This is a genomic window from Streptomyces sp. NPDC058279, assembly GCF_042881255.1.
In the GTDB taxonomy this organism is placed as follows: Bacteria; Actinomycetota; Actinomycetes; order Streptomycetales; family Streptomycetaceae; genus Streptomyces.
Window position 1 is genome coordinate 49,229 of record NZ_JBHVYA010000013.1, and the last position, 24,535, is coordinate 73,763.

Below are 24,535 nucleotides of genomic sequence, written 5' to 3' on the forward strand. Positions count from 1 at the left end.
GGCCCGATGTGGCCGATTAATAAATGACTGTGCATTCATTAAAGCAGCTGGGGCGGGTCGGGGGGTGGAGATTCGCCGGAGTCCCGCTAGAGCCGGCCGCGGCGGGCCGCCGCATGCTGCCAGAGGCGGAGCAGGTACGGATGGCGGGGCGCCGGGCCGGCCGGGCAGATGTCGAAGTGGGTGACCCGGCAGGCATCCGTGGGCGCCCCGTCGCCGAGGTGGATCGCCGTGCCGTCGGAACCGATGCGGTAGCGGTGGCCCGGCGGGACCAGGTGGTGCGGGACGGTCCCGGGCTGCATCAGGATCCAACGACCGTGCACCGTGCGGTGCCAGAGGGCGGCGTCGCCGCAGTCGCGGCAGGTGGCGGGCCGGCCCGCGCGGCCGTCGGGCCCGCCGATCGCCGCGAGGGCGCCGTCCAGTACGTCGCCCACCGCGATCGGCGTGCGCGGATCATCGTGCAACGGGGTCCCACCTCCGTGCCGTTGGTAGCACGGCACGGGGGCGCGCAACCGCCGTACGGGGGACCCGCCACCCCTACGGGTGACCGGACCGGTCCAGGATCACGAGCGGGACCTCGCCGGGCGCGGCGGCCGCCTGGTGGTCCTCGTACGCGGGCCACAGCGCGGTCAACGCCTCCCAGTACGTCTCCCGCTCCAGCCGGTCCGCCGTGCGGGCCAGCGCCTGGAAGGAGAGGGCGCCGACCTGGAGCCGTACCTCGGGGTGGGCGGTGAGGTGCGCGTACCACCGCGGGGCCGGCGCGCCGGGGACGGGGCCGGCGGCCACGACGAGGTGCCGGCCGCCGTCACGGGCGTAGATCAGCGGGGTGCGTTCGGTGCGCCCCCGGTCGCGGTCGACCGTGGTGAGCAGCAGGGTCGGGACACCGTGCCAGAGATGGCCGTCGAGGCCCCCCGAGCCCACATAGGCCCGGACGTGTTCCAGGGCGCGACCCGGCCCCGGATCGGTGGGGTGGTCCCAGTCGATGGTGACGGTCTGCATCACGGCGTCCTCCGGCTTCGGCCCCCCGCGGCCTAACGACGCCCGACGCGAGGGGTTGCGCGCACGCCGACGCGAACCGACGCGCGCACGCCAACGCCAGCCGACGCACGCCGACCGCCGCTCCCGGTCCGGCCGGTGGGCGCGGACCGGGCGCGGCGTCGGACGAACCGCCCCCTGCCTGCTGAGCGGACCCGCCCCCGCTTACGGCAGGTAGCGTTCGATGACCGACGGACCCTCCCGCTCGATCATCTTCCGGGCCTTCTCGACCCGCTCCGGAGTCGGGTCGGCGCCCGTCGCCATGACGAGGTCCTCGGGGTCGTAAGGCCGCTCGCCGCCGGTCCACAGCTTGGACGGGCGGTCCGCGTGCTGGGGCTGCTGGTCCGATTCACGTTCCATCGCGTACCTCCTCGGGGGTGTCCCCGTTTCCCCTCATCCTCCGGCGCCCGCCTCATGAACGCACGTCGGCCGCCGCAGGGCCGCTGCCGCCCTCAGCGCACCACCAGCGTCAGCACCACACCCAGCGCGAACAGCGACCCGCAGACGGCCAGATTGACGCCCTTGTGCTCCATGAACACCGCCGCGAACTCGCGGATCGTCGCGCTCGGCCAGAAGTACGCGGCCGTCGGCGAACCCAGCACCTGCCCGTTGACCCCGGCCTTGCGGGCCATCATCGCGGCGCGGAACGCGTGGAAGTTGTTGGTCACCACCACGCACCGGTACCCCGGCGTGCCCTCGGTCATGATCGCCGCGCTCAGGGAGAGGTTCTCCTCCGTCGTGCGCGAGCGGTCCTCCGGTCGGATGTGCTCGGCGGGCACGCCCTCGGCGATCAGCCAGTCCGCCATGGCCCGCGCCTCGGCGACCTTCTCGTCCGAGCCCTTGCCGCCCGAGGGCAGCAGCACCGGCGCCGGACCGCCCCGGGCGCGCTGGGCGTCGTAGATCTGCTTGCCCTTGCGCAGCCGGGAGGCCAGCAGCGGCGGCACCCGGTCGCCGCCGACCAGGCCGGAGCCGAGCATGACCACGTAGTCGACGTCGCCGCGCACCCTGATCCGCCCGTACAGATAGGCGTACGCGAGGAAGCAGAGGAAGAGGAACGCGACGTACGCGGCGATCAGGACCACCATCGCGGTCATCCCGGCCAGCTTGCCCGAGCCGCTCAGCACGGTGACGAGGGTCAGCCCGAGTACCCCGAAGATCGCGAGGCCGGCCAGCAGCGACAGCAGGTTGCCGAGGCCGCGGCCCTCCTTGCGCACCATCGTCACCCCGTTGGCCACCAGGAAGCAGGCGAGCGCCACCACCCCGAGCGCCGGCAGGAGGAACACGGCGACGACCAGGACCACGGCGAGGCCCGACGGCAGTCGCGTGATCCGCGCCAGCAGTCCCAGCGCCAGGCTGACGAACGTGAGCCCCAGCAGGACCGCGTTGCGAAAACGCCGGCGGTCCTCCCGCACGCTCAGGCAGAAGAAGACGAACAACGCCGCGGCCGGGGCAAAAGCGATCATGGTGGTCATCGTAGGGGCCGCGCGGGAACGGCCTCCGGGCCGCCGGCGCTACGCGTCCTTCGGGGTCCTGCGGATCGCGCGCCCGGCCAGCACGTCCGTCCTGCGGCCGTCGCGCATCACGAAACGGCCGTCGATCAAGACGTGGGGGACACCGGTCGGCAGCGCCCGCGGGTTCTCGTACGTCGATCCGGCGGCCACCGTGTCCGCGTCGAAGAGCACCAGGTCGGCGTGGTGGCCGGGGCGGACCAGCCCCCGGTCGGGCAGGCGCAGTCGGGCCGCCGGGCGGCCGGCGAGGTGCGCCACGCACTCCTCCAGGGACAGCACGCCCAGCTCGCGCACGTACCGGCCGAGGTAGTGCGGGAACGTGCCGTACGCCCTCGGGTGCGGCTTCGCGCCCCGGAGGATGCCGTCGGAGCCGCCGGTGTGCGCGGGGTGGCGCATGATCGCCCGGACGTTCTCCTCATGACCCACGTGCTGGATGATCGTGGGCCGCAGCCGGTCGCCGAGCAGCAGCCGCCGCGCCTCGTCCCAGCCGCGCAGCCGGGCGCCGACGTACCGGCCGAAGGCGGGGTCCCCGACGCCGGACACCTCGACCGTCGACCAGTCCACCGGCACCCCGTGGCAGCCGTCGGAGCCGTCGACCTCCAGTGCGTACCGGATCCGTTCGGCCTCGGAGTCGTCCCGCAGTCGGGCGAGCACCGCCGCCGGGCCGCCCGCGCCCGCCCAGCTCGGCAGCAGGGCGACGAGGGTGGTGCAGCCGGGGGTGTACGGGTAGCTGTCGAGGGTGAGGTCGACGCCGGCCGCCCGCGCCCGGTCGAGGAGGGCGAGGAGTTCCCCGGCCCGGCCCCGGTTCTCGGGGAAGTTCATGGTGGCGTGCGCGAGGTGCAGGGCGCAGCCCGCCTCTCGGGCGAGGGCGATCATCTCGGCGTAGGCGGTCAGGGCGTGGCGCCCGTACGAGCGGTGGTGCGGGCAGTAATAGCCGCCGTACCGGGCCACCACCCGGCACAGCGCGGTCAGTTCGGCGTCGTCGGCGTACATGCCGGGGGTGTAGGTGAGCCCGGAGGACATGCCGACGGCGCCCTCGGCGAGGCCGTCCGCGACGAGGGCGCGCATCCGGTCCAGTTCGGCGGGGCCGGCCGGGCGGTCGTCCCAGCCGACCGCGTAGGCGCGGACGGTGCCCTGCGGGACGAGGTAGGCGGCGTTCGCGGCGATGCCGGTGGAGTCGAGCCGGTCGAGGTACTCGCCGACCGTGCGCCAGTCGAAGTCGATGTCGTCGCCGGGGCCGTTCCAGCCCGCGATCGCCGCCCGGACGCCGGCGAGGGTGCGGTCGTCGACGGGCGCGTAGGAGAGGCCGTCCTGGCCGAGGACCTCCAGGGTCACGCCCTGGGCGACCTTCGCGCTGTGGTCCGGGTCGCGCAGCAGGGCCAGGTCGCTGTGGGCGTGCATGTCCACGAAGCCGGGGGCGAGCACCAGGCCGTGCGCGTCCAGGGTGCGCCGGCCGCCCGCCCGGATCCGGCCGATCGCCTCGATCCGACCCTCGTGGACGGCCACGTCCGCGGTGTACGAGGGGCCGCCCGTGCCGTCCACGACGCGGGCCCCCCGGACCACCAGGTCCACCGGCGGCTAGTGCTGTGGCCGGGAAGGTCCACCGGGTCGCGGCGCCCGGCACGGCACCTCCCTGCGTTGTCGGACCACGGAAGTACGTCCGGTACGAGCCGGGGCCCTCCGCCTTGCGATGTACCGCACCGACCACCGCGACCCGGCAAACCTTCCCGGCCACAGCACTAGAAGAAGGTGCGGACGTAGTCGCCGACCGTGCCGTCCGCGTCCACCACCGGGATCAACGGCCACTTCTCGAAGATCGTGCAGGGGTGGGACATGCCGAGCGCCACCCAGTCGCCCACCTGGAGGTCGTCGGCCGAATCGGTCTCCAGCCAGGCGTGCTGGTCGGACAGTTTGACCACCCGGACGCCGGTGGCGGGCCGCTCGGCGCCGTCGAGCGGGTCCCGTACCAGTTCGACCTCGGGCAGCCCGAGGTCGTACGCGATGTCGCGCTTGCCGGCGTTGACGAACGCCTGGGTGGGGGAGGGGCGCGAGACGACCTGCGTCCACAGGCGGAACGCGGGGCGCAGGTCCCCTTCTTCGGGGAGGCGGTTGAAGGGGGTCAGGCGGGTGTACCAGCCGTGGTCGTGGGAGACGTACGCGCCCGAGCGCAGCAGCCGCAGCGTCGGCCGCGACAACTCCGGCAGCTGCGCGAACACGTCGGCGACGGCGTCGAACCAGGAGGAGCCGCCCGCGCTGACGACGATCTCCGCCACGTCCCGGGCGAACCGGCCCGCCTTGTCGAACTCGACGGCGAGGCCGGTGAGCCGGCGCAGGTAGGCGTGCACGGAGTCCGGGTCCGCCCCGGGCACCTCGGCCTCGTACCCGGCGACGCCGACCAGGCGCAGCGTGTCGCTCTGCGCGACGGCGTCGGCGACGGCGCGGCAGTCGTCCTCGGTACGGGCGCCCGTGCGGGCCCCTTCCCCGGCGCCGAGTTCGACGACGACGTCGACGGTGGCGCCCCGGCCCGCGAGGGCGCGGTCCATGAGCCGGACGCCGCGCACGGAGTCGACGTAGCAGACGAAGCGGAACTCGGGGTCGGCGGCGAGTTCACCGGCCACCCAGTGCAGGGCGGCGGCGTCGACGAGCTCGTTGGCGAGGAAGATCCGCCGGATGCCGAAGGCGCGGTAGACGCGGGCCTGGTGGGGTACGGCGGCGGTGATGCCCCAGGCGCCGTGGTCCAGTTGGCGCCGGAACAACTGCGGGGCCATGCAGGTCTTGCCGTGCGGGGCGAAGGACAGCCCGTGGCGCCGGGCGTACGTCTCCAGGGCGGCCAGGTTGTGGGCGAGGGCGTCCGCGTCGAGGGTGAGGACCGGGGTGGTGAAGCCGCCCGTGAACAGGTCGCGGCGCTCGGCAGCCAGCATGCCGACGGTCAGGGCGGAGGCTTCGGCGTCCGGCGGGAGGCCCTTGAAGCGGTGGTCCACCGGTTCGTCGGCGAGCCGGCGGACTGCGTCGCTGCCCATGCGGAATCCTCTCGCGTCGCGCTGTGCGCGACGTCCATTGCAGGTGGTGCCCGGTGCTGTCTAACATCCCCGACGACGACGGGTCAACGGCGGTCGGTTCCCGGGGCCCCGGGCGGCGGGAGGGGGCACCGGGATCTCGGGCGGCGCGCAGGGGCGGGGCGTGAGTGGCCGAGACCCCGGGCTCGGCGCGGTGGCGGACGCGCTCGGCGTGCACCGGAGCACCGCCCCCGCCTGCCGCGCACCCCCCGCGCCCACGGCTTCTGCCACTGTCGGCCGGAGGGCCGCCACCGGCCCGGAACGGCCCTGTTCGCCCCCGCCGCCGAGGACATCGAGGCCGTCGAGGCCGTCGGGCACCTCGTTCGCGAGTCGACCGCGAGGCGTCCGTGAGACCGTCCGCCCGCACCCGGCGGAGCCGAACCGGCGCACGCCGGGGCGGACTCTCGCCGTACCGCCGAGACCATCGGCCGGGAGCATCCGCTTCCGACGACGCACACCGAGACGATCACTTACCGGAAGGCGCCCCATGACCGAGAAGATCGCCGTCACGCCCGAGACCCACAACGCCCCGCCCGCGAGGTTCTCGCACGGTGTGCGCAAGGGGAACATCCTCCAGGTCGCGGGCCAGGTCGGCTACCTGCCGTACGTGGTGGGCCAGCCGGCCACCCTCGCCGGTCCGTCGCTGCGCGAGCAGACGCTGCGGACGCTGGAGAACGTCCGCGCCGTGCTGGAGGCGGGCGGCGCCACCTGGGACGACGCGGTGATGATCCGCGTGTACCTCACCGACACCGACCACTTCGCCGAGATGAACGAGATCTACAACGCCTACTTCGAGGAGCAGGGCATCAAGGAGGCCCCGGCCGCCCGCACCACCGTCTACGTGGGCCTGCCCGCGGGCCTGCTCGTCGAGATCGACGCGCTGGCCGTCCTCGGATAGCACCCGCGACGGCGTGTGGGGGCGCCCCCCTGGCGGTGGGGCGCCCCCGGCTCGTCCGGCCGGTCGTCGGCTAGCCGCAGTACTGCGCGGCCTTGCCGATCGACCGGTACATGCAGTCCGCGTTCTCCAGCAGTTGGAGCACGGCGTCCCGGTTGCGCGCCGTCTCGCGGTCGATCACCTCGTCGGGCGGATAGAAGCCGCCGCCTCCGCCGGTGTCGCTCGGGTACATCTCGAAGGTGTAGGCGAAGATCTTCTGGTCGCCCCACAGCCAGTCGTCGATCGTCCCGTCCGTGATGTACAGGTCGCTCGACTGTTCCGCCGTGTAGCCGTTGCTCGCCGCCATACCGGTGCCGATCTTCTTGTAGGCGGCGAGGTCGTCGGCGGTCATCCCGGGCGCCGTGTCGTTGTACGTCCACCCGAACGGCCACATGACGAGTTCGCTGTAGGTGTGGAAGTCGATGGCGGCCTTGATCTGCTGCTTGCCGCCCACCACACGACTGCGGACGAAGTCGGCGACGACCTTCACCTCGGGCGCCGACTCGCCGGCGGAGCCGCGGTAGGTCTCGGAGCCCTTGCTGCCGCTGGAGCCGCCGCAGCAGCCCCATTTGTAGTTCCAGTTCCGGTTCAGGTCGGTGCCCACGGCGGAGGAGCCGGAGTTGGGCTGCCGGTTCTTGCGCCACGAGCGGTAGGAGCCGGAGGCGATGTCGTACTCGCCGCCGTCGGGGTTGAGGTCCGGCACGATCCAGATCTCACGGCTGTTGACCATGTCGGTGACCCGGGCGTCGGAGCCGTACTTGGAGCCGAACTCCTTGAGCAGGTACAGGGCCATTTCCACGGTCAGGTGCTCACGGGCGTGCTGGTGGTGGGTGAAGAGCACCTCGGGCTCGGCCTCGTCGGTCCCGACGTTGTCGCTGATCTTGATCGCGATGATGTCCCGGCCCTGGTACGACTTCCCGATGACCTGCTTGCTCATGATCGCCGGGTACTGGGCGATCCGCTGGTTGATCTCGCTCATCGCCTCGGCGTAGTTGTGGTAGTTCGAGTCGGCGGACGGGAAGTCGCTCGTCCCGGTGGCCACGTTGCCCAGCGAGCGGTCGGGCGGCCCGGGCAGCGGGGTGATCTGGTAGCCGAGCCTGCGCAGGTCCCTGGCCTGGGCGGGGTCGGCGCTGACGACGACGGAGCGGGCGTCCACCTCGTCGATCGACACGCCGGTGCGCAGCAGGGCGGTGCGTTCGGCGGCGGTGGCCGGGCCCTTGACCTCGTACTGGGCGATGGACTCGTCCTGGGTGGCGGTCGAGGGGGTGGGTGGTGGGGCGGCCGTCGCGCTCATCCCGTAGGCGGGGGCGCCGAGGGCCAGGGTCAGCAGGGCCGCCGTGACGGCGGCCCTCCGACGGTTGTGGAGCCGCATGCGTTCTCCTGGGTGGGAGTGTGGGGGTAGCCGTGCGGACGCGCACAGCGTGCTCTCATGGCATGTCCGGGTCAAGAAACCGAAACCGGCCAAAACTCGGTCGGGTCGGTCGGACACCCCCACACGTACCGCCTACGGGAGCGAGTGGACCTTCGGACCCACCGTGTCGGACCAAGCGCTACCCGCCTTGGCGTCCCAGTTGGTCGACCAGGTCATCGCGCCGCGCAGCCCCGGGTAGGTCTTCGACGGCTTGAAGGACCCGCAGTTCGTGCCCCGCGCCAGGCAGTCCAGGGCGTTGTTCACGACGGCCGGCGAGACGTAGCCGCTGCCCGCGCCGCTGGGCGACGCCGGGACGCCCAGGCCCACCTGCGAGGGCTCCAGCCCGCCCTCCAACTGGACGCAGGCGAGGGCGGTCAGGAAGTCCACCGTCCCCTGGGAGTAGACCTTGCCGTCACAGCCGTTCATCGAGCCGCTGTTGTAGAACTGCGTGTTGACGACGGTCAGGATGTCCTTGACGTTCAGGGCCGTCTTGAAATAGCCGCCGGCCGTCGACTGCATGTCGATCGTCTGCGGCGCCATGGTCAGGACGAACGAGGACCCCGCCTTCGCGGACAGCGAGCGCAGCGCCTGCGTCATGTACGTCGGGTTGAGGCCGTTCTCCAGGTCGATGTCGATCCCGCTGAACCCGTACTCCTGCATCAGCGCGTACGCCGAGTTCGCCAGGTTGTTCGCCGAGGTGGAGTCGTTGACCGAGATGGTGCCCTTCTCGCCGCCGATCGAGAGGACGACCGACTTCCCGGCCGCCTTCTTCGCCGCGATGTCCGCCTTGAACTGCGCCGGCGTGTATCCGCCGAGACCGGCCGAGTCGAGGGTGAAGGAGATGGCGCCGGGCGTGGTGGTCGCGTCGGCGAAGGAGACGGCGATGATGTCGTACTGCGCGGAGACGTCCGAGATCTTCTGGACGGTCGCGCCGTTGTCGAAGTTCTGCCAGTAGCCGGTGAGGGCGTGCTTGGGCACCGACGGGTTCGGGGTCGGGTTGCCCCCGCCCGTGGTGGTGCCGGTCACCGCCGCCGACTTCGGGCCCTCGCCGGCCGCGTTGTACGCGCTCACCTGGAGCGCGTACGAGGTGCCGGCGGCGAGCCCGGTGAGCTGGACCGGGGAGGCGGAGACGGTACGGACCCGCACGCCGTCCTGATACACGTAATAGCCGCTCGCCCCGCCGACCGCGTTCCACGAAAGGGTGAGGGCGCTTGCGCTCTGACCGGAAACGGCGGCCCCCGAGGGCGCCCCGGGGACGCTCGGACCGGGGTCGGTGCCGCCGCCCCCGTCCGGTCCGAAGACGCTGAACTCGTCCACGAGATAGGCCGGCCGGCCGTACCAGCCGTGCGTCCAGACGGTGACCCGGGTGGTGTTCGGGCCGGTGGAGAAGGTGGTGGAGAGCTTCTGCCAGCCGCCGCCGGAGCCGGGGGTCCAGGTGGACACGTCCTGGGTGCCGGTGCCGGTCGCGCCGAGGTACACGTACGAGCCCTGCACCTGCGCGCTGAGCGTGTACGTGGAATTCGGCTTGACCGTGACGGTCTGCGAGCACTGGGCGCTGTCCTGGCCGGCCGGGGTGGCCTTGAGGGCGCCGGAGCCGGCGAAGACGGGGGAGGAGACGGCGACGCCGCTGCCGCCGGTGCAACTCCAGTCGGCCAGGCCGGACTCGAAGCCTCCGTTACGGGCGACGTTGACGTCGGCGGCTTGTGCCGGACCGGCGGTGAGGGCCGTCAGGGCGCCGGCGGCGAGCGTGGCGGCGAGGGGCAGGGCGAGGGAGCGTATGCGGTTCACGAAGGCTCCGGTGGGGGGAGGAGGGGATGTGAAGGGGGTGACAGGGGCGTGTGGGGGACCCCCGGGAGCCAAGTTGGTCCAGACCAATCCCGGTGTCAAGACTCTTGGCAATGTGGCCTGAAATCAACCCGGTTCAGCATGCGGTGCGGTCCTTGTTGTCCGGGTTTCCGGCCACCTGTGACATGTGCTGCCGGCACGGGAATCAGCAAGGCCCTGCCCCACCGGGGACGACGCGGATATGGTGCTGAGGCAGGGGGGAAGTGCGCTGGTCGTGAGCGGTCGCGCCGTTCGTACGCGGAGGTGAAGTCCGCGCGACGGGCGGGTGAAGACCGCGGTGTACGGGGTGAACGGGGGGATGCGCGTGCCGACCGCCATTGCTGTCACCACCGCCGATCTGGTGCTGCCGGCCCCGGACCGCCACACCCCCGGCGCCGCCGTCCTGCGCCCGCCCGGGCAGCTCGACCTCGACGGCGCCCTCGCCGAGACCACCGCCCTGCTGGAGGCGCACGGCCACCTCGTGGTCGTCGTGCCGACCTGGCTGTCGGCCGCCGCCGTCCGCCGGCTGCACACCGTACGCGCCATCCTGGAAACCGACCGGATCGCCCTCGTCGAGGTCGACCTGCCGCCACTGGGCGCCGCCCTGCTGGTGCGTCAGCTGCGCCAGATCAGCGTCTGCGAGTTCAGCCCCGGGGTCGTCGCCTCGGCGGCCCGGCTGCTGTCCCATTACATCCACGCGGGCGCCCTGCTGGGCAGCGTCGCCAGACTGGACCGGGTCCCGGTCGGCCTCAAGGCGCACGCCCGCTCCTGGTCACCGGGCGCCCAGTTCGCCGTACTCGCGCACCCCACACCCCACCTTTCCCGGCTGACGCCCGCGGCCTCCTCCGGCGCGCACGCGGGCGGCGGCTCCGCGCTGCCGCCCGGCCCGGGCTTCGTCACCCACCTCACCTTCGCCCGCGGCCGGCTCGCCTCCGACTGGGTGGCGACCGAGCTGGCACCCGCCTGGCAGGTCGCGGGCGTCATGGAGAACCCGCTGCCCGCCGACTCGGCCGCCTGGTGGGGCACCCCCAAACTCGTCGAGTTCGCCGCGGCCATCCCGGACCCGTCCGTGCTCTACCAGCTCGTCGCCTCGGTCCGCCGCGAGGAGTGCCGCTGGTGCGGCATGGAACTCATCGGCGACCGCTGCGGCTTCTGCGCGGCCCCGCTGACGGCGCCCCCACCGGCGCCGCCACCCGCCGGCGGACACAGCGCCGCACCGACCGGACCCCGACCCTGACCGGCCCGAACGAACGAAGAACGGCGAGGTAGTACGGCCATGAACTCACGCCAGCGCCGCGGCGTCATCCTGCTGCTCCTGTCGGTCCTGTGCGCGCTCGCGGCGTTCGCCGGCGTCCTCGTGGTGATCGGTGACGTCAACTCCAAGGTCGGGTCCGAGGTCGTCGCCTACCGAGTGAAGGGGGACATCGCCCCGTACAGCCCCCTCGCAGCCGGTCAGTTCGAGGAGGTCAAGGTCCCCAAGCGGTGGCTCTCTGAGACCGCGGTGACCGACCTCGGCGCGCTCAAGGGAAAGATCGCCCTCACCACGCTCAAGAAGGGCTCCCTCCTCCAGGAGGACATGTTCGTCGACAAACCCCAGCTCCAGCCGGGCGAGCAGGAGATCGCGATCATGATCGACGCCGCGACCGGGGTGGCCGGCAAGATCACCTCCGGCGCCAAGGTCAACATCATCGCCACCTTCAAGGGCGCCAAGGACACCGATCCGTCCCGGTCGGTGATCATCGTCGCCAACGCCCGCGTCCTGAACGTCGGCAAGCTCACCCCCCTCGACAAGGACAGCGACAAGAAGGGCCCCGCCGAGGCGGTCCCGATCACCTTCGCCCTGAACACCAAGGACACCCAGCGCGTCGCGTACGCCGAGTCGTTCGCGGAGCACGTACGGCTCGCCCTGGTGGCCCCCGGCACCGAGTCGGTCCCCGCCCCGGGCGACCGCACGTACACCCTCGACGGGGACAAGTGAGGCCCGGATGAGCACCCGAATCCTCCCCGCGGCCGGCGACCCGGACGCCGCCCGCCTCATCGCCACCCTGCTGGGCCGGCTCCCGGCCGCCGAACCGGCCGGGCCGCTCCCCGACTCGACCGCCCTGCTCGACACCCTGGCGCGGCTCGCCGCAGAGTCCGTCGACGCACTGCCCGAAGTCGTCCTCGTCCACGAGCGGATCGGCCCGCTGCCCGCCCTGGAACTCGTCCGCGAGGTCGCCCTGCGCTTCCCCGCGGTGGGCGTGGTCCTGCTGTCCTCCGACGCCGGCCCCGCCCTGTTCTCCGCCGCCATGGACTGCGGCGCACGCGGCCTGATCGGCCTCCCGCTCTCCTACGAGGAACTCGCCGCCCGCGTCCAGGCCGCCGCCCAGTGGTCCGCGGGCGTACGCCGCCACCTGGGCCGGGGCCCGGAGACACCCACCGGACCCGGCGGCCGGGTGGTCACCGTGTCCGGGGCCAAGGGCGGCGTCGGAACCACCTTCACGGCGGTGCAGTTCGCCCTGGCCGCGGCCGCCTCGGGGCGCCGTACGGCCCTGGTGGACCTGGACCTCCAGGCCGGGGACGTGGGCTCGTACCTCGACGTGCGGTTCCGCCGCTCCATCGCCGACCTCGCCGGGATCCAGGACATCTCCCCCCGCGTCCTCCAGGACGCCGTGTACGACGACGGCACCGGGCCGGCGCTGCTGCTGGCCCCGGCCGAGGGCGAACGGGGCGAGGAGGTCGACGAACGCGCGGCCCGGCACGTCATCGCCGCCCTGCGCGCCCACTACGAGCTGATCGTCATCGACTGCGGGACCCAGGTCACCGGGGCCAACGCGGCGGCCGTGGAACTGGCCGAGGTGGCGGTCCTGGTCACCACCCCCGACGTCGTCGCGGTGCGGGCGGCGAAGCGGTTGGTCCGGATGTGGGAGCGGCTCCAAGTACGCAAGGCCGAGGACACCGTGATGGTCGTCAACCGCTGGAGCCGGCACACCGAGATCCAGCCCGCCCTGATCGAGAAGATCACCAGGACCAGGGGCGCCCGCACCACCGTCCCGGCCGCCTTCAAGGAGCTCCAGGCCGTGATCGACGCGGGCCGGGTCCAGGACCTCGACAACCGCTCCACCGTCAAGCAGGCCCTGTGGAAGCTGGCCGGGGAACTCGGCCTGCTGACCGCCCCGACCACCGCCACCGCCACCGCCGCCGAAGCCCCCTCCGCCGAACTGGCCGTACGGGCGACGGCCGGGCCACTGGCCCGGCTGCGCCGGGGCCGGGAGGGGTGAGGGCGTGCCCGCGCGGAGCCGGGGCGGCGCCCCGGGGGACCGCGGTCAGGTGGCCGTCGAGTTCGTCGGCATGGTGCCGCTGATCCTGCTGCTCGTCGCGGCGGTGTGGGAGTGCGTCCTGATCGGGTACGCGTTCTCCCTGGCGGGCAACGCGGCGGACGAGGCGGCGCGCGTCGGGGCCGTGCACGGTGACGACGCGTGCGCGACGGCGGCGCGCCGGCACATCGGGGACGCCTGGACCATGACGGTGGACTGCGGCAACGCGGGGGACATCTATAAGGCCACCGTCAGGCTCAACGTCCCCGTGCTGGTGCCCGGGCTCGACATCGGCGTGCCCATCACGGGCGAAGGCGGCTCGTCACAGGAGCAGGAGAGGGAGGGGGAGTGAGATGACAGGGACCCGGCGCGGTGCGGCACAGGACCGGGGTCAAGTGGCCCTGGAGTACATCGGTTTCATCCCCATCCTGCTCTTCGTCGCGCTGTGCGGCATCCAGCTCGGCTGGGTCGGGTACGTCCACCAGCAGGCGGAGACCGCCGCGCGCACGGCGGCCCGGGTGGAGGCCCGCAAACCGGGGGCGGGGCAGGCGGCGGGCGTCGCCGCGGTGAAGTCCTCGCTGGGCGCGAGGGTGATGGTCAGCAAGACCGCCGACGCCGTCACCGCGACCGCCAGCATCGATGTCACGTCCATCATCCCGGGCCTCGGACTCGACCCCGCCACCGCCACCGCCGTCATGCCCAACGACGACCCGAAGGGACCCTGACGATGAGCCTGCGTTCCCGGGTCAACACCCCCGACGACCGCCACAACCCGCGCGAGGACGGCCGGCTGGTCTCCGCCTACCGCGCGAAGCTGCTGGAGGAGATCGACCTCGCCGAGATGTCGGCGCTCGCGCCCGCCGAGCGCCGGGCCCGCCTGGAACGCGTACTCGGCCACATCATCAGCCGCGAGGGCCCCGTCCTCTCCACCGTCGAACGCGCCCAGCTCATCCGCCGCGTCGTCGACGAAGCGCTCGGCCTCGGCGTCCTCGAACCGCTCCTCGAAGACCCGTCGATCTCCGAGATCATGGTCAACGGCCCCGACCAGATCTTCGTCGAGCGCGCCGGTCGCGTCGAACAACTGCCGCTGCGCTTCGCCTCGCACGAGCAGCTCATGCAGACCATCGAGCGCATCGTCTCCACCGTCAACCGCCGGGTCGACGAGGCCAACCCGATGGTGGACGCCCGACTGCCCAGCGGTGAGCGCGTCAACGTCATCATCCCGCCGCTCTCCCTCACGGGCGCCACGCTCACCATCCGCCGTTTCCCCCGGGCGTTCACCCTGCACGAGATGATCGGTCTCGGTTCCCTGGACGAGCAGATGCTGCTCCTGCTGTCCGGCCTGGTGCAGGCGAAGATGAACGTGATCGTCTCCGGAGCCACCGGCACCGGCAAGACCACCCTCCTCAACGCCCTCTCCGGCCTGATCCCCGAGGGCGAGCGGATCATCACCATCGAGGACTCGGCCGAACTCCAGCTCCAGCAGGCCCACGTCATCCGCCTCGAATCGCGCCCCGCGAACGTCGAGGGCAGCGGCCGGATCACCATCCGCGACCTCGTACGCAACTCGCTGCGCATGCGCCCCGACCGCATCATCGTCGGCGAGGTGCGCGGCGGCGAGACCCTCGACATGCTCCAGGCGATGTCCACCGGCCACGACGGCTCCCTCGCCACCGTCCACGCCAACAGCTCCGAGGACGCCCTGACGCGCCTGCAGACCCTGGCATCCATGTCGGAGGTGGAGATCCCGTTCGAGGCGCTCCAGGACCAGATCAACAGCGCGGTGGACGTCGTCGTCCAGCTCACCCGCTTCGGCGACGGCTCGCGCCGCATCACCGAGATCTCCCTCCTCGACTCGCACGGCCGCGAACCCTTCCGGATCATCACCGTCTGCCGGTTCGTGGCCCGGCCGATGGGCGCCGACGGCCGGGTACACGGCCACTTCGCGTACTACCCGCTGCCGCGCACGGTCGCGGACCGCCTCTACATGCACAACCAGCCCATCCCGCAGGCATTCGGGGTCGCCCTGTCCGACGACCAACTCGCCGCCCGGACCACCACCGGCCCCGGGCTGCCCGGCGCCCCCGGAGCCCCTTGGACGACCGGTTCCCCCGGCGCCCCCGGGACCCCTTGGACCACTCGGAACGCCCTGTGAACCCACTGATCCTCCTCACCCTCGGCGCCACGCTGCTCGCCTGCCTGCTCGTGGTCCTCGGCGTACACGCCTACGCCGCCGGCCGCGCCCAGCGCGCCGCCCTCATCGAACGCCTCTCCGCGAGCGGCGCCCCCGAGCCCCTGGGCCGCCGGCGCCGCTTCCGCGGGGTCGACCGCCGGCTGCGCCGCACCCGACCGGGCCGCCGGATCGAGGTGAAGCTGGCCACGACCGGCCTGGACCTCACCCCGGGCGAGTTCCTCGTCTACATGCTGATGTCGGTCGCCGGGGTCTGGCTCGTCTCGGCCGCCCTCCTGGCCCCGTTCTTCGGCCCGGTCGCGGGCCTGATCGGGCTGTGGGCCGGCAACGCCTTCCTCAACTGGCAGCGCACCCGCCGCACGGAGCGGTTCATCAACCAACTCCCCGAACTGGCCCGCATCCTGGCCAACGCCACCCAGGCCGGCCTGGCACTGCGCACCGCCATCGGCATGGCGGCGGAGGAACTGGAGGCCCCGGCGGGCGAGGAACTCGGCCGCGTCGCCGACCGCCTCGCCGTCGGCCACTCCATCGAGGAGTCCCTGGGCGAACTGACCGAACGCCTGCCCTCGCGGGAACTCGTCGTCCTCGTCTCCACGCTGGTCCTGTCCGCCCGTGCGGGCGGCGCGCTGGTGGGCAGCCTGCGCAACCTCACGGTGACGCTGGAACAGCGGAAGGAGACGCGCAGGGAGATCCGTACGCAGCTCTCGCAGGTGACCGTGACGGCGTACCTGGTGCCCGCCATCGGGCTGGGCTCGCTGCTGCTCGTGGACATGATGATGCCGGGCGCCCTGGACCGCATGACCGGTGCCTTCATCGGGCAGACGGCCGTCATCATCGCGCTCGGCCTCTTCACCCTGGGGTTCATCCTCATCCGCCGGCTGTCGAAGATCGAAGTGTGAGGAGGGCCGCGTGATCACACTCCTGCTCGCCGCGGCCCTCGGGCTGTCGGTCTTCGGCGCCCTGTACGGAATCCGCCTCTACCGCGCCGACGTCAAACTGCCCGGTGACCTCGTCCTCGCCCTGGAGATCGGGGCCACCCGCACCACCGCCGTGGGCTCCCTCGTCGACCGCCTCGGCATCCGCTGGGCCCCCTTGGTGCTGCGCGCGATGGGCCAGGACCGGGTGGCCCGCAAGCGCCGCCAGATCGACATGGCCGGCAACCCGGCCGGCCTGACCATCGACCGGTACGCCGCCCGGCGCGCGGTGTACGGGTTCCTCGGCGCGCTGGGCGCCTTCGCGATGCTGATCAACGGGCAGCTGGTGGCCGCCCTGCTCATGGTCGCCTTCGGCCTGTTCTGGATCGAGGTCGGCCTGTGGTCGGCGATCCGGGTGCGCCGGGACCACATCGAGCGGACGCTGCCGGACTTCCTCGACGTACTGGCCGTCGTCGTCAGCGCCGGGCTCGGTTTCCGGCAGGCGTTGGAGCGGGTCGCGGACAAGTACGAGGGCCCCTGGTCGGACGAGGTCCGCATCACCCTCCAGCAGATGGACATGGGCGTCAGCCGCCGCCAGGCGTTCGACGAACTGCGCCGGCGCAACGACTCCGAGCAGGTGGCGCAGTTCGTCACCGCGCTCCAGCAGGGCGAGGAACTGGGTTCCCCGATCGTGGAGACACTGATCGCCATCGCGGAGGACATGCGCCGCACGGACGCGCAGAACGCCCGCCGCCGGGCCGCTCGGGCGATCCCGAAGGCCACCTTCACGGTCACCATGTTCATGCTGCCCGGCACCTTGATCCTGCTCGTCTGCGGTTTCGTTTACGGGGCGAACATCGACTTCGGCGCCTTGTTCGGGAGCGGGTGAGCCATGGCCGTCACCCTGCCGTTCGCCGCGCGCACCGGCCGCCACGACGCGACCGCGCCCCGCGAGCCGGTCCGCTCGGGGGTGCTGCCGTCCTCGGAGGTGTTGCCGTCCCTCACACTCCGGGTGAACGCCCTCCAGGCGCTGTGCCGGCAGGTCTTCGCCTTCCGGATGGTGATGACCGCCCTCGGCGCGCCCCTCGCGCTCGGCCGGACCGCCCCCGGCGCCCCCGTCTACCTGGTCGGCGGGGCGGTCCTGCTCACCTTCATGCTGTCGTACGTCGCCTTCCGCGACTGGGAGCGGTTCGGCCCGCTGCTGCTGCGTCACCGCTGGTTGCTCGCGGTCGACATGGCGTTCAGCGCCCTGCTCCTGATCACCGCCACCCCCGCGTCGCCGCTGGGCCCGGTCGCGCTCTGCACCCCGCTGCTGGCCGGGCTGGTCTACGGGTGGCGCGGCTCGGCGGTCTACGCGGCCCTCCAGGCGGCCCTGGTGGTGGCGGCGTCGGGCCCGGTGGTCGCGGCGTCGGGCGGTACGACCCTGGCGGCCCTGTGCCTGCTCGCGGGCGCCGCCGGGGCTTCCCTGCGCGGCCTCCTCTTCCGCTTCGGGGCGGCGGGCCAGGCCCTGACCGAGACCCGGGCGCGGCTGGCGGTGGCCGAGGCGGTACGGGCCGAACGGGACCGCCTGGCCCGCGAGATGCACGACTCCGTGTCGAAGACCCTGCACGGCCTGGCCCTGTCCGCCGACGCCCTCGCCCGCACCGCCGACGACCCGGAGGCGACCCGCCGCCAGGCGCGGGCGGTGGCGGAGGCGGCGCGCCGGGCGGCGACCGAGTCGCGGGCCCTGCTGACGGACCTCCGCCGGGACCTGGACACCCCGGGCGTCTCGCTGTCGGCGGAGCTGCGGGCCCTGGCGGGCGCGGGCGTGCGGGTCCGTGCGTCGGGGGCGCTGCCCCTACTCCCCTCGGCGGTCGCGACACACCTCCTGGCGGTGGTGTCGGAAGCCTTGGAGAACGCCCGTCGGCACGCGTCGGCGTCGTCGGTCGAGGTCGAGGCCGCCGTCTCCGGGCCCCAGTTGGTGGTCACGGTGGAGGACAACGGTTGCGGCCTGCCGCCGGACGGCCCCGACGTGACGGCCCTCGCGGCATCGGGCCACTTCGGCCTGCTCGGCATGCGGGAGCGCGCGGCGGCGATCGGCGCCGGGTTCGGTATCGGCCCGCGCCCGTCCGGCCCCGGCACCCGGGTCCGCCTCGAACTCCCCCTCGGGAGCCCGTGATGCCCGCACTGCGGATCCTGATCGCCGACGACAACCCTGTCGTCCGGGCGGGCCTGGCCGCCCTGCTGGCGACCGCCGAAGACCTCGATGTCACCGCCCAGGCGGCGGACGGCCGCGAGGCGTTGAACCTGACCCGCCTCCACCGGCCCGATGTCGTCCTGCTCGACGTCCGCATGCCGGGCGTGGACGGCATCTCCGCCCTTCCGCACCTCGTCCGCCTCGCCCCGGTCCTGATGCTGACGTACAGCACGGAGTCGGAGGTCGTCCGGGAGGCCCTGCTGCTGGGCGCGGGCGGCTACCTCGTCCACGGCGAGTTCACCCCGGACGACCTGATCCGCGCCATCCACGACACCCACGCGGGCCGCGCCCACTTCACCCCGACGGCGGCCGACGCCCTCCTCGCGGAACTCCGCGCCTCTTCGCAAACGCAACCGGTTGTGGCACAGTCTTCCCAGCGACTCGTCAACCATGTTGCCTACGGCCTGAGTTCGCGGGAGGAGGAGGTCATGGATCTGATCGCGTCCGGGATGAACAACCAGCAGATCGCGGCGGCCTGCTTCATCAGTGAGAAGACGGTCAAGAACCACATCAACCGCATCTTCGCGAAGCTCCAGACCACCACCCGCAGCGAAGCGATAGCCCGCTGGCTGGGCACGGCCCGTCCAGGGGTGACCGGCCATGGGTAGACGTACTGCGCAGTGGGTCCGTATTTGGGCCCCGGGACCCTTGGTTATCACCCGTAACTCCCCGTACGGTCCGCCCATCGACAACGGCACCGGCCCGGGAGGAAACCCCCATGTCACCCAACACCCTGGCAAGGATGCGGAAGCGGTACGGCACCAAGACCACGGCGGACCGCGGCCAGACGGCCTTCGAGTACCTGGGCATCATCCTGGTGGTCGTGGTCATCATCGGCGCGATCGTGGGCACGGGCATCGGCCAGGCCATTACCAACCGCATTGCCACGGCGGTCGCGTCGGTAACCGCGGGGAAGTGATCGCGCGGCGGCTCCGCGATGGAGGGCAGGCATTCCCGATCTACATCGTGGTGATCGCAGGCATGCTGTTCGCCGCACTTGCCTTCTTCGTCATCAGTCAGGCCGGAGTTACGCGCAGCAGTGCACAAGCGGCCGCGGATGCTGCCGCCCTGGCGGCTGCGCGAGACGCGCGAGATCATCTCGTACCGGGCTTGGACTTCACGAAGTTCGAGAAAGGGGACTGGGAAAAGATCCTCCGCGGTGATCTGTTGGACCCTACGGGGGCGTGTGACCAAGCACGCAGCTTTGCCGAACAGAACGGCGCGTCCGCTACCTGTACCGCATCATCCCGCAGCTACACGGTCGAGGTGTCAACGCACGGGACGGTGGGAAGTTCGGTGATTCCGGGAACCGGCGGTATGCACGGGGAGGCGAAGGCCACTGCTTCGATCGAGCCGCGTTGCCACCTGGGGTCCGCCCCGTCTACGGATCCATCCCCTGCGACGCCCTCGTCGGTCGAGTTCACGTGCAAAGGCGGAAAGTCCCTGAAGCTGGACCCTACGAAGCCCGAGTCGTGGCGCACCCTGGCGAGGAGCCTGTTCGACGTGCGCTTGGTGGACTGACAGCAATGAGAGAAGGAAGCAGCGCAGATGAGCACTCGGCACTCGGTGACGGTCCGTGGGGGAGTGGCCGCACTACTGGTGACGGTTCTGGCATTCACGACGGCCGGTTGCGGTGGCGATGGCGACAACAAACCCAAGGCCAGCCAGGCTCCAGGCCATTCAAAGTCGCCGGATGGCGCGGCTCGATCGCAAGCTCCCACTGGCAGCGCCCAGCCGACGCCGACGGAGACCCTCGCCACCGTCAACGGGGAGGCCGGTATGACCCTCACCGTCAACTCTGCCGTTCGCGACGCCGGTGGTTTCCTGACCGTTAGTGGTCAGCTCAAGAACACCGGTGGCCAGCCATTCGCGAGCACTGCGGCTTGGCGGGGAAACGAGCTGAACAGCAGTGGTGCATCGGTGGCCGGCGTGACTTTGGTCGACAAGCTCGGCAAGAAGCGGTACTACGTGCTGCGAGACACCGATGGTCGGTGCCTTTGCACCACCGGGCTGACCATCATCGACCCGGGCCAGACGGTCCCCTTCTTCGCCCAGTTCCCCGCCCCACCGTCAACGACCACCGAGGTGGACTTCAGTCTCCCCACCTTCGCCACGGCCACCGTCAAAATCTCCGGGTGACCCCATGAGCCAACGCCACCGCGTCTCCGCCGCGACCGCCGTCGCCGGCCTCGTCATCGCCGGCGCCCACCTCCTCGGTGCGACCTCCGCGTACGCCGACGACATCAAGCCCTCCGTGCCGCCCGGGACCGAGCCGTCCGCCGCCGCGCCCGTGGCCATCGATTCCAACGCGCCCGGGCTCAAGATCCCGCAGGGCGGGACCCTGGCCCCCGTCAAGGTGCTCGACATCGCCGAGGTCGTCGAAGACCTCGGCGGGGAGCAGCGGCGGCAGGAGACCAACCAGACCGTGATGATGGCCCTCCAGGCCGAGGTGCTGTTCCCCGAGGACAGTGCCGTATTCAACGCCCAGGCCGCCGCCCGGATCCAGGCCATCGCGCAGGAGATCAACCAACAGAAGGCGACCCGGGTCCGGGTCTTCGGTTTCACCGACGACCAGGGCAGCTACGAGCACGGCAAGGAGCTGTCCAAGCAGCGCGCCGACGCCGTGCAGGCGGAGCTCGCCAAGACCGTGACCAGTCCGGGGGTCATCTTCGACGTCCGCGGGTACAGCGAGGACTACCCCATCGCCGACAACGGCACCGAAGAGGGCCGCAAGAAGAACCGTCGGGTCGAGGTCACCTTCCCGCGCGGCAGCGAGCGGTAGGTCCCGACCCCGCGGCGTCCCCGGCCCGGCGAGGGGTCGGCCGCCACCCGGGCTAACCCCACGTGTGAGCCGTGGCACCCCGAGGTATGTGTCCCGGCGGACCTACCGGCGGATCAGGAGACTCGGCATGCCACGGGCTCGGGTGAACGGCGTGGAACTCTTCTACGAGGTCACGGGGAAGGGCGATCCCCTCGTCCTGGTCCACGGATCCTGGGTCGACCACCACAGCTGGGACGCGGTCGCCCTCCGCCTCGCCGAGTCGTACCGGGTACTGGTCTACGACCGCCGAGGCCACAGCCGCAGCGAGCGTCCGCCCGGCCAGGGGACCCGCACCCAGGACGAGGACGACCTGGCGGCGCTCATCGAGACCCTGGACCTGGCTCCGGCCCACGTCGCCGGGAGTTCCTTCGGTGGGTCCATCGCCCTCGGCCTCGCCACCCGCCGCCCCGACCTGTTCCGCAGCCTCGCCGCCCACGAGCCCCCGTTGCCGGGCCTCGTCGAGGGCGATCAGGAAGCGCAAGCCGCCCGGCTGCGGCTGGATGCCGTCTTCGCGGACATCCGCGGCGGCGACCACGAGGCCGCGGCCCGGCGCTTCGTGGAGGAGGTGGTCTCCGGGCCGGGGGAGTGGGACCGGGTGCCGGAGTCGGTCCGCGAGACGTTCATCGCCAACGCCCCCACCTTCCTCGACGAGCAGTCCGACCCGGCGTGGGCCCTGGTCGACCTCCCGCGCCTCGCCGCCGGCTACACCGGCCCCGCCCTGCTGACCACGGGCAGCGAGGGCATGCCGTGGTTCCCGGGGATCGTCGCCACGCTCGCCAAGGCGCTGCGGGGGGCCCGGGTGGTCACCCTGGAGGGCGCCGGTCACGTCCCCCACCTCACGCACCCGGACGCCTACGTCGACACCCTCACCGCGTTCCTGGACTCATAGGAGGTGGTCGGCCTTACCGGCCTTGATGTCCCGGATGAGCTGCCGGAGGGCTTCGCGGCTGTCTGTGAGATACGTGTCCTCCTGGCCGGAGAGGGCGATGTAGCTGTTGCCGTCCCCGTCGACCCCTATCCGGTAGCAGCTCGCGCCCTCGCCGCAGAAGGCGTCTTCCCAGGTGATGTCGACCATCGGAGTCCTCTCAGAGTTCACGAGCCAGGCGGTGGATGAAATCCCGGGAAGGGCCGGGCGCCAGACTGAGCCGCTCCGTCCAGTCCAATTGGAAACGGTACTTCGACAGTTGCGCCTCGGTGTGCAGGAAATCCGCGCCGTGCGTGCTGTCGACCTGCACGGTGTCCAACTGGGGGACCGGTCCCTCCAGGTAGTTGACCGTCTGGCCGGCGCCCGGGAAGCCCTCCGCCTCGAAAGTGAGAACACGCAAAACGACGTTGTGCCGCTCCGACGCGTACAGCAGGTGATCGAGCTGAGCCCGCGCCACGTTTCGGCCGCCGAAGCGCATCCGCAGCGCCGCCTCGTGCACGACCGCGATGTACTCGGGCGCCGCATCGCCCTCCAGCACCTGCTGGCGCTCCAGTCGATGGGCAAGGCGCAGGGCGATCTCCTGCTCCGGGAGGGTCGGTACGACGAACCGGAAGAGCGCCAGGGCGTGGTCGCTGGTCTGGAGCAACCCTGGAACGTGCACGGAGTGTGCGCACCGCACGCGGGTGGCATGGGCTTCCGTCTCGGCGATGTCGAGCATCGCGGCGGACAAGGAGCCGCGGTAGCGCTCCCACCAACCCCGTTTACCGGGCTGGGCCATGGCCACGAGTGCGTCGATGTACCGCTCGTCAGCGCAATCGCAGTGACAGGCCAGCGTCCGAAGTCGTTCCTCGCTGATGGTTCGGATGCCCTGCTCGATGGCCGAGACCTTGGAACGGTCGACGCCGAGCAGTCCTGCGGCGGATTCGGCGGACACGCCCGCCGCCAGCCTCATCCTGCGCAGCTCGGCGCCCAGTCGCTTCTGTCGTTCGGTCGGCGCAGTCCTCGGCGGCATGGCTGCAGTCTGCCGTGTCCAGCCCTTCGATATCCAAGGGTGGGCCAATCTCCGCGAGCGGGTGGCCAATAGTCCACGCCATCAGCTACGTTAGGTAACGCACCGCTCACGCAGGGAAGTTGAAGTGCATCGCCGCAGCATGCCTCGGGCCTCGGCGACGAGCCACGCTCCCCGCCCGCGTCAGCCACCCGTGCGCGTCGAACTCGCCGAAGTCACGTCAGCCGCCCAGCAACGTCACACCAGGGAGTCACCGATGCCCAGCCCCTTTGACCCGGCCGTCGCCCCCGGCGGGTTCACCGCCTGCCCGGCCGCGCCCGCCGCCCCCACCGGGCCGCCGGGCGCCGACGACCTCGCGTGCAGCCTCACCGTGCCCGGCGAGCCGTACAGCGCCCAGATCGCCCGCAGCGCCGTACGGGCCGCGCTACACGCCCACCGGCTCGACCCGCTCGCGCCGGCCGCCGTGCAGGTCACCGGGGAACTGGTCGGCGCGGCCTGGTACTTGAACCCCGGGCAGAGCCTCTACCTGTCCGTCCGGCACCGCGACGACGCCCTCCGGCTCACGGTCTACGACGGCCACGCCCCCCACGCGCACCCCCGCCTCGCCGCCCACTGCGAGGCGCGACGGCGCTCCGCGCTGCGGCTGATGGCGGCGGTCGTCAGGGAGTGTGGCGGGGCCTGGGGGTTCGAGGGCTCCCGCGAGCCCGGTGGGGGTACGCGCACCTGGGCGACCCTCCCCGGGGCCGGGGCGGTCGGGTACCTCTCCGCCTGACGTGCCCCCCGGGCTACGGCTGCTGGTGGTGGTGGGCCTGGGTGATGAGGTCCGTGGCGACTTCCAGGGCCGCCTTACGGGTCTCCTCGGGGTCGCCCTCCACGTGCTGGAGGAACATCATGCCGGCGTGCAGGGTGAACAGCGCGCTGATGCAGCGCACTTGGTCGGCCAGCGGGGCGTCCTCGGCCCGGAGCAGCTCCACCAGGGCGAAGAGCCGCTTCTTCATCGTGTCGCCGATGCTGAGCTCCCGCACCGTCGCCTGGTTCTCCTGCATGAACCGGTACAGCGAGACCCCGGAGGCCATCGCCTCGCTGTAGCGGCGCAGCACCTCGCGCTTGGTCTCCAAGGTGCGCGGCTGTTCCTCGGCCCAGCCGATCAGGTCGTCGATGGGCTGGGTCAGGTCCTCGAAGACGCTGATGATGATGTCTTCCTTGGTCTTGAAGTGGTAGTACAGCGCCGCCTTCGTGACCTCCAGCCGCTCCGCGATCTCGCGCAGCGACGTCTTCTCGTACCCCTGCTCGGCGAAGAGCTCCAGCGCGATGTCCTGGATGCGCTGACGCGTGTTCCCACGCCGCTGGTGCGGACTGCTGCTGGACATGACTCTCC

The 24,535-nt window shown here is 71.9% G+C and carries 28 protein-coding genes; 17 read left to right on the plus strand and 11 right to left on the minus strand.

Annotation, left to right across the window (positions count from 1 at the left end; genetic code table 11):
* Positions 1-86: 86 nt before the first annotated feature.
* The 6 genes from ACFVXJ_RS23040 to ACFVXJ_RS23065 form a co-directional block, all read right to left on the minus strand.
* On the minus strand, positions 87-461 hold the full coding sequence (locus tag ACFVXJ_RS23040) for a DUF6083 domain-containing protein (RefSeq protein WP_389664219.1): 375 nt from the start codon (positions 459-461) through the stop codon (positions 87-89).
* Positions 462-534: 73 nt separating this feature from the next.
* Entirely contained in the window at positions 535-996 is a 462-nt protein-coding gene (locus ACFVXJ_RS23045; RefSeq protein WP_389664221.1) for a nitroreductase/quinone reductase family protein, read from the minus strand.
* Positions 997-1,197: 201 nt separating this feature from the next.
* Positions 1,198-1,392, minus strand: a complete 195-nt coding sequence (locus tag ACFVXJ_RS23050) for a hypothetical protein (RefSeq protein WP_190183185.1) — start codon at positions 1,390-1,392, stop codon at positions 1,198-1,200.
* 92 nt (positions 1,393-1,484) lie between these two features.
* Positions 1,485-2,495, minus strand: a complete 1,011-nt coding sequence (locus tag ACFVXJ_RS23055) for a YdcF family protein (protein WP_389664223.1) — start codon at positions 2,493-2,495, stop codon at positions 1,485-1,487.
* A gap of 48 nt (positions 2,496-2,543) precedes the next feature.
* On the minus strand, positions 2,544-4,112 hold the full coding sequence (locus ACFVXJ_RS23060; protein ID WP_389664225.1) for an amidohydrolase family protein: 1,569 nt from the start codon (positions 4,110-4,112) through the stop codon (positions 2,544-2,546).
* A gap of 167 nt (positions 4,113-4,279) precedes the next feature.
* Complete coding sequence (locus ACFVXJ_RS23065; RefSeq protein WP_389664227.1) at positions 4,280-5,560, minus strand: amino acid deaminase; 1,281 nt, start codon at positions 5,558-5,560, stop codon at positions 4,280-4,282.
* 523 nt (positions 5,561-6,083) lie between these two features.
* On the opposite strand from ACFVXJ_RS23065, the gene ACFVXJ_RS23070 reads away from it, so the two are divergent.
* Entirely contained in the window at positions 6,084-6,494 is a 411-nt protein-coding gene (locus tag ACFVXJ_RS23070) for a RidA family protein (RefSeq protein WP_389664229.1), read from the plus strand.
* Positions 6,495-6,564: 70 nt separating this feature from the next.
* Here ACFVXJ_RS23070 and ACFVXJ_RS23075 read toward each other — a convergent pair whose 3' ends face one another.
* Both ACFVXJ_RS23075 and ACFVXJ_RS23080 read right to left on the minus strand, forming a co-directional pair.
* Complete coding sequence (locus ACFVXJ_RS23075; protein WP_389664231.1) at positions 6,565-7,902, minus strand: M14 family metallopeptidase; 1,338 nt, start codon at positions 7,900-7,902, stop codon at positions 6,565-6,567.
* 132 nt (positions 7,903-8,034) lie between these two features.
* The gene (locus tag ACFVXJ_RS23080; RefSeq protein WP_389664233.1) at positions 8,035-9,729 is read right to left on the minus strand and encodes a chitinase; all 1,695 of its coding nucleotides are present in this window, start codon (positions 9,727-9,729) and stop codon (positions 8,035-8,037) included.
* 355 nt (positions 9,730-10,084) lie between these two features.
* On the opposite strand from ACFVXJ_RS23080, the gene ACFVXJ_RS23085 reads away from it, so the two are divergent.
* From ACFVXJ_RS23085 to ACFVXJ_RS23155, 15 genes are all read left to right on the plus strand, one after another.
* Positions 10,085-11,002, plus strand: a complete 918-nt coding sequence (locus ACFVXJ_RS23085; RefSeq protein ID WP_389664234.1) for a hypothetical protein — start codon at positions 10,085-10,087, stop codon at positions 11,000-11,002.
* Positions 11,003-11,041: 39 nt separating this feature from the next.
* Entirely contained in the window at positions 11,042-11,743 is a 702-nt protein-coding gene (cpaB, locus tag ACFVXJ_RS23090) for a Flp pilus assembly protein CpaB (protein WP_389664235.1), read from the plus strand.
* A gap of 7 nt (positions 11,744-11,750) precedes the next feature.
* Entirely contained in the window at positions 11,751-13,025 is a 1,275-nt protein-coding gene (locus tag ACFVXJ_RS23095; protein ID WP_389664236.1) for a CpaE family protein, read from the plus strand.
* Between the two features lie 4 nt (positions 13,026-13,029).
* Positions 13,030-13,413 (plus strand): TadE/TadG family type IV pilus assembly protein, encoded by a 384-nt coding sequence (locus tag ACFVXJ_RS23100; protein ID WP_389664238.1) that lies wholly within the window; start codon positions 13,030-13,032, stop codon positions 13,411-13,413.
* 1 nt (position 13,414) lies between these two features.
* A complete protein-coding gene (locus tag ACFVXJ_RS23105; protein WP_389664239.1) occupies positions 13,415-13,786 on the plus strand; it encodes a TadE/TadG family type IV pilus assembly protein in 372 nt (123 codons plus the stop codon).
* A gap of 2 nt (positions 13,787-13,788) precedes the next feature.
* Positions 13,789-15,216, plus strand: a complete 1,428-nt coding sequence (locus ACFVXJ_RS23110; protein WP_389664241.1) for an ATPase, T2SS/T4P/T4SS family — start codon at positions 13,789-13,791, stop codon at positions 15,214-15,216.
* Entirely contained in the window at positions 15,213-16,151 is a 939-nt protein-coding gene (locus ACFVXJ_RS23115) for a type II secretion system F family protein (protein WP_389664243.1), read from the plus strand. The genes ACFVXJ_RS23110 and ACFVXJ_RS23115 overlap by 4 nt, the downstream gene beginning before the upstream one ends.
* Before the next feature lie 13 nt (positions 16,152-16,164).
* The gene (locus ACFVXJ_RS23120; RefSeq protein WP_389664390.1) at positions 16,165-17,055 is read left to right on the plus strand and encodes a DUF5936 domain-containing protein; all 891 of its coding nucleotides are present in this window, start codon (positions 16,165-16,167) and stop codon (positions 17,053-17,055) included.
* 3 nt (positions 17,056-17,058) lie between these two features.
* Positions 17,059-18,324 (plus strand): sensor histidine kinase, encoded by a 1,266-nt coding sequence (locus ACFVXJ_RS23125; protein WP_389664245.1) that lies wholly within the window; start codon positions 17,059-17,061, stop codon positions 18,322-18,324.
* Positions 18,324-19,010: a response regulator gene (locus ACFVXJ_RS23130; protein ID WP_389664247.1), complete on the plus strand. Its 687-nt coding sequence runs from the start codon at positions 18,324-18,326 to the stop codon at positions 19,008-19,010. Before ACFVXJ_RS23125 ends, ACFVXJ_RS23130 begins: the two co-directional genes overlap by 1 nt.
* A 110-nt stretch (positions 19,011-19,120) precedes the next feature.
* Complete coding sequence (locus ACFVXJ_RS23135) at positions 19,121-19,321, plus strand: hypothetical protein (protein ID WP_389664249.1); 201 nt, start codon at positions 19,121-19,123, stop codon at positions 19,319-19,321.
* Positions 19,318-19,923 carry a pilus assembly protein TadG-related protein gene (locus ACFVXJ_RS23140; RefSeq protein WP_389664251.1) on the plus strand — a complete coding sequence of 202 codons (606 nt, stop codon included), beginning with the start codon at positions 19,318-19,320 and terminating at the stop codon, positions 19,921-19,923. The genes ACFVXJ_RS23135 and ACFVXJ_RS23140 overlap by 4 nt, the downstream gene beginning before the upstream one ends.
* Positions 19,924-19,950: 27 nt before the next feature.
* On the plus strand, positions 19,951-20,541 hold the full coding sequence (locus ACFVXJ_RS23145) for a hypothetical protein (protein WP_389664253.1): 591 nt from the start codon (positions 19,951-19,953) through the stop codon (positions 20,539-20,541).
* A gap of 4 nt (positions 20,542-20,545) precedes the next feature.
* A complete protein-coding gene (locus ACFVXJ_RS23150; protein ID WP_389664255.1) occupies positions 20,546-21,184 on the plus strand; it encodes an OmpA family protein in 639 nt (212 codons plus the stop codon).
* A gap of 127 nt (positions 21,185-21,311) precedes the next feature.
* Positions 21,312-22,112, plus strand: coding sequence for an alpha/beta fold hydrolase (locus ACFVXJ_RS23155; RefSeq protein WP_389664257.1), 801 nt, complete (start codon positions 21,312-21,314; stop codon positions 22,110-22,112).
* Here the strand turns inward: ACFVXJ_RS23155 and ACFVXJ_RS23160 are convergent.
* Both ACFVXJ_RS23160 and ACFVXJ_RS23165 read right to left on the minus strand, forming a co-directional pair.
* Entirely contained in the window at positions 22,107-22,298 is a 192-nt protein-coding gene (locus ACFVXJ_RS23160; RefSeq protein WP_389664392.1) for a hypothetical protein, read from the minus strand. The genes ACFVXJ_RS23155 and ACFVXJ_RS23160 overlap by 6 nt on opposite strands.
* Before the next feature lie 10 nt (positions 22,299-22,308).
* Positions 22,309-23,160 (minus strand): helix-turn-helix domain-containing protein, encoded by an 852-nt coding sequence (locus tag ACFVXJ_RS23165; RefSeq protein ID WP_389664259.1) that lies wholly within the window; start codon positions 23,158-23,160, stop codon positions 22,309-22,311.
* Between the two features lie 253 nt (positions 23,161-23,413).
* Between ACFVXJ_RS23165 and ACFVXJ_RS23170 the strand changes: the two genes are divergently transcribed.
* A complete protein-coding gene (locus ACFVXJ_RS23170) occupies positions 23,414-23,929 on the plus strand; it encodes an ATP-binding protein (RefSeq protein ID WP_389664261.1) in 516 nt (171 codons plus the stop codon).
* Positions 23,930-23,942: 13 nt separating this feature from the next.
* Here the strand turns inward: ACFVXJ_RS23170 and ACFVXJ_RS23175 are convergent, their stop codons facing one another.
* Positions 23,943-24,527, minus strand: a complete 585-nt coding sequence (locus tag ACFVXJ_RS23175) for a TetR/AcrR family transcriptional regulator (protein ID WP_389664263.1) — start codon at positions 24,525-24,527, stop codon at positions 23,943-23,945.
* Between the last annotated feature and the right edge of the window lie 8 nt (positions 24,528-24,535).

What these genes read in the sequence shown, in the direction of transcription:
- ACFVXJ_RS23045 (WP_389664221.1), bottom strand. Translation starts at nt 996, where the DNA reads ATGCAGACCGTCACCATCGACTGGGACCACCCCACCGATCCGGGGCCG.
- ACFVXJ_RS23050 (WP_190183185.1), bottom strand. Translation starts at nt 1,392, where the DNA reads ATGGAACGTGAATCGGACCAGCAGCCCCAGCACGCGGACCGCCCGTCC.
- ACFVXJ_RS23055 (WP_389664223.1), bottom strand. Translation starts at nt 2,495, where the DNA reads ATGATCGCTTTTGCCCCGGCCGCGGCGTTGTTCGTCTTCTTCTGCCTG.
- ACFVXJ_RS23065 (WP_389664227.1), bottom strand. Translation starts at nt 5,560, where the DNA reads ATGGGCAGCGACGCAGTCCGCCGGCTCGCCGACGAACCGGTGGACCAC.
- ACFVXJ_RS23070 (WP_389664229.1), top strand. Translation starts at nt 6,084, where the DNA reads ATGACCGAGAAGATCGCCGTCACGCCCGAGACCCACAACGCCCCGCCC.
- ACFVXJ_RS23075 (WP_389664231.1), bottom strand. Translation starts at nt 7,902, where the DNA reads ATGCGGCTCCACAACCGTCGGAGGGCCGCCGTCACGGCGGCCCTGCTG.
- ACFVXJ_RS23085 (WP_389664234.1), top strand. Translation starts at nt 10,085, where the DNA reads ATGCGCGTGCCGACCGCCATTGCTGTCACCACCGCCGATCTGGTGCTG.
- cpaB (WP_389664235.1), top strand. Translation starts at nt 11,042, where the DNA reads ATGAACTCACGCCAGCGCCGCGGCGTCATCCTGCTGCTCCTGTCGGTC.
- ACFVXJ_RS23095 (WP_389664236.1), top strand. Translation starts at nt 11,751, where the DNA reads ATGAGCACCCGAATCCTCCCCGCGGCCGGCGACCCGGACGCCGCCCGC.
- ACFVXJ_RS23105 (WP_389664239.1), top strand. Translation starts at nt 13,415, where the DNA reads ATGACAGGGACCCGGCGCGGTGCGGCACAGGACCGGGGTCAAGTGGCC.
- ACFVXJ_RS23110 (WP_389664241.1), top strand. Translation starts at nt 13,789, where the DNA reads ATGAGCCTGCGTTCCCGGGTCAACACCCCCGACGACCGCCACAACCCG.
- ACFVXJ_RS23125 (WP_389664245.1), top strand. Translation starts at nt 17,059, where the DNA reads ATGGCCGTCACCCTGCCGTTCGCCGCGCGCACCGGCCGCCACGACGCG.
- ACFVXJ_RS23130 (WP_389664247.1), top strand. Translation starts at nt 18,324, where the DNA reads ATGCCCGCACTGCGGATCCTGATCGCCGACGACAACCCTGTCGTCCGG.
- ACFVXJ_RS23135 (WP_389664249.1), top strand. Translation starts at nt 19,121, where the DNA reads ATGTCACCCAACACCCTGGCAAGGATGCGGAAGCGGTACGGCACCAAG.
- ACFVXJ_RS23145 (WP_389664253.1), top strand. Translation starts at nt 19,951, where the DNA reads ATGAGCACTCGGCACTCGGTGACGGTCCGTGGGGGAGTGGCCGCACTA.
- ACFVXJ_RS23150 (WP_389664255.1), top strand. Translation starts at nt 20,546, where the DNA reads ATGAGCCAACGCCACCGCGTCTCCGCCGCGACCGCCGTCGCCGGCCTC.
- ACFVXJ_RS23155 (WP_389664257.1), top strand. Translation starts at nt 21,312, where the DNA reads ATGCCACGGGCTCGGGTGAACGGCGTGGAACTCTTCTACGAGGTCACG.
- ACFVXJ_RS23160 (WP_389664392.1), bottom strand. Translation starts at nt 22,298, where the DNA reads ATGGTCGACATCACCTGGGAAGACGCCTTCTGCGGCGAGGGCGCGAGC.
- ACFVXJ_RS23165 (WP_389664259.1), bottom strand. Translation starts at nt 23,160, where the DNA reads ATGCCGCCGAGGACTGCGCCGACCGAACGACAGAAGCGACTGGGCGCC.
- ACFVXJ_RS23170 (WP_389664261.1), top strand. Translation starts at nt 23,414, where the DNA reads ATGCCCAGCCCCTTTGACCCGGCCGTCGCCCCCGGCGGGTTCACCGCC.
- ACFVXJ_RS23175 (WP_389664263.1), bottom strand. Translation starts at nt 24,527, where the DNA reads ATGTCCAGCAGCAGTCCGCACCAGCGGCGTGGGAACACGCGTCAGCGC.